Raw genomic sequence first — 877 nt, 5'->3', positions numbered from 1 at the left:
GAAAAATAAGGGAAAGAAAATTTCATAACACAGTATAACAATAACGACATGGTGAACTGATTGAAATGTTTTCGATATTTAACTCTATAACTGATTATTAAAAGAAAATGGAGATAAGATACGATGAGAACAATTTATGCAGAATACAACATAAATCACGATAGTATTGATGTTTACACAAGTGCCGGATATATGCTTCGCATTGATTGCTGGAAAGCTGAAAAAAATCTAAAAACCACATACGGATCAGAATGTGCGCTTACTTCATTGGCTGTGGATGAGCCTTTGGAATATGCAAGATTATATCTTGAGGGTAATTTACAGATGTGGGTAGATGCAGAAGACTCACTAGAGTTATAATTCTTATCCATATAAATAATATGCAAATATATATCCCATCAATATAGCGAATATACTGAAGTAAAAGTATCTTTATAATCAATTTTAACCAAAAGAATATGTTCTTAGAGGAGGTGTCTCCCGAAAGAACATATTCTTCTATTATGGGTATTATAAATATAGAACATGCTTTTCTTGTGCTACAATTTCTTCACTATGAGTTACAACAATAACTGTTTTTCCCTGTTCACTTAACTCATGCAATATATTCATAACAATCTCACTATTTTTTTTGTCTAAGGAACCAGTTGGTTCGTCTGCTAATACAATCGAACATTTCTTTAGCATTAAACGAGCTAACGCAACTCTCTGCTGTTCGCCACCAGATAATTGATAGACTTTTTTGTTAATTACTTTCTGTAAACCAACTTTTTCAAGAGCTTCATTTATTAAAATATCCGTTCTACCTGATTTTTTTTATTATTTCTAGATTTTCTTTTACTGTTTTTGTTTCCAAAAGGGCAAAATTTTGAAATAA

General features: G+C 30.8%; 2 protein-coding genes. One reads left to right on the top strand and one right to left on the bottom strand.

Features of this window, described 5'->3' with window-relative positions; translation table 11 throughout:
* The first annotated feature begins 123 nt into the window (after window positions 1-123).
* Entirely contained in the window at window positions 124-360 is a 237-nt protein-coding gene (locus DWZ60_RS16980) for a DUF6061 family protein (RefSeq protein WP_004843528.1), read from the top strand.
* 150 nt (window positions 361-510) lie between these two features.
* On the opposite strand, the gene DWZ60_RS16975 is transcribed toward DWZ60_RS16980, so the two are convergent.
* Window positions 511-750, bottom strand: a complete 240-nt coding sequence (locus DWZ60_RS16975; RefSeq protein WP_330408970.1) for an ATP-binding cassette domain-containing protein — start codon at window positions 748-750, stop codon at window positions 511-513.
* Between the last annotated feature and the right edge of the window lie 127 nt (window positions 751-877).

This window comes from Blautia sp. AF34-10 (assembly GCF_003477865.1).
GTDB lineage: Bacteria > Bacillota > Clostridia > Lachnospirales > Lachnospiraceae > Fusicatenibacter > Fusicatenibacter saccharivorans.
Note: the sequence above shows the minus strand (reverse complement) of the source record. Positions and strands in the feature narration are given on the sequence as shown.